We start from the raw sequence: 1,528 nt of genomic DNA on the forward strand, positions 1-1,528 counted from the left end.
GTCCGTCGCCAGCGTACGGGCGTAGGTGCTGGTCTCGATGTGAGCGTCGCGCACGAGCTCGCCGGTCGGCTGACCGGTCGCGTCGCGGGCGAGCTCGGCGATGGTCATCTCGATGCCGCGCGGCGTGCCGCAGTCGACCTCGCGGACGATGACGTCCTGCGAGACGTCCACCAGACGACGGGTCAGGTAACCCGAGTCGGCGGTACGCAGAGCGGTATCGGCCAGACCCTTACGCGCGCCGTGCGTGTTGATGAAGTACTCGGCGACGGTCAGGCCCTCACGGAAGGAGGACTTGATCGGGCGCGGGATGAACTCGCCCTTCGGGTTCGTCACCAGACCCTTCATGCCTGCCAGCGAGCGGATCTGGGTCATGTTGCCCGCAGCGCCGGACTTGACGATCGTGGGGATCGGGTTGTCGTCCGGGTAGTGCGCCTCCATGACCTGACCGACCTCTTCGGTCGCTTCCTGCCACAGCTTGACGAGCGAATCGCGACGCTCGTCCTCCGAGAGCTTGCCTCGGTCGTACTGCCGCTGGATGGCATCGGCCTGGGTCTCGTATCGCTCGAGGATGTCCTTCTTCTCCGGCGGAACGAGCACGTCCGCCATCGAGATGGTGACACCCGAACGCGTGGCCCAGTAGAAGCCGGCGTCCTTGAGCTTGTCGACGGTCTGCGCGACGACGATCATCGGGTACCGCTCGGCCAGGTCGTTGATGATCGCGGCCTGGCGCTTCTTCGGCATGATGTCGTTGACGAACGCGTAGTTCGTCGGCAGCAGCTCGTTGAACAGCACGCGACCGAGGGTGGTCTGCGCGGTCCACGGCTCACCGTACTTCCAGCCCTCCGGGAACAGCTCGTTCTCGACGTCGCGCGGCGGACGCAGCTGGGTCAGACGCACCTTGATCGGAGCCTGGACCGACAGCACGCCGCGGTCGACGGCCATCTGGGCCTCGGCCGGCGACGAGTAGACGCCCTGCTCGGGCTCGTCGGCGGTCGCGGCCGTGTAGGCACCGGGGGCGTCCTCGACCAGACGGGTCAGGTGGAACAGACCCGTCACCATGTCCAGACGCGGCATGGCGAGCGGGCGGCCCGATGCCGGCGACAGGATGTTGTTCGACGACAGCATCAGGATGCGGGCCTCGGCCTGCGCCTCCGCCGACAGCGGGAGGTGCACGGCCATCTGGTCGCCGTCGAAGTCGGCGTTGAAGGCCTCACACACGAGGGGGTGCAGCTGGATGGCCTTGCCCTCGACGAGCTGCGGCTCGAACGCCTGGATACCGAGGCGGTGCAGGGTGGGAGCACGGTTCAGCAGAACCGGGTGCTCGTTGATGACCTCTTCGAGGACGTCCCACACCTGCGGGCGCTGACGCTCGACCATGCGCTTCGCGGACTTGATGTTCTGCGCATGGTTGAGGTCGACGAGACGCTTCATCACGAACGGCTTGAACAGCTCGAGCGCCATGAGCTTCGGCAGACCGCACTGGTGCAGCTTGAGCTGCGGACCGACGACGATGACCGAACGGCCCGAG

At 66.7% G+C, this 1,528-nt stretch carries 1 pseudogene; it reads right to left on the bottom strand.

Going from position 1 to position 1,528, the window contains the following annotated elements:
- Window positions 1–1,528: pseudogene (locus R1101_RS0123230) on the bottom strand (DNA-directed RNA polymerase subunit beta'); the annotation flags it as partial.

The sequence above is a fragment of the Rhodococcus sp. R1101 genome, assembly GCF_000278445.1.
In the GTDB taxonomy this organism is placed as follows: domain Bacteria; phylum Actinomycetota; class Actinomycetes; order Mycobacteriales; family Mycobacteriaceae; genus Rhodococcus; species Rhodococcus gordoniae.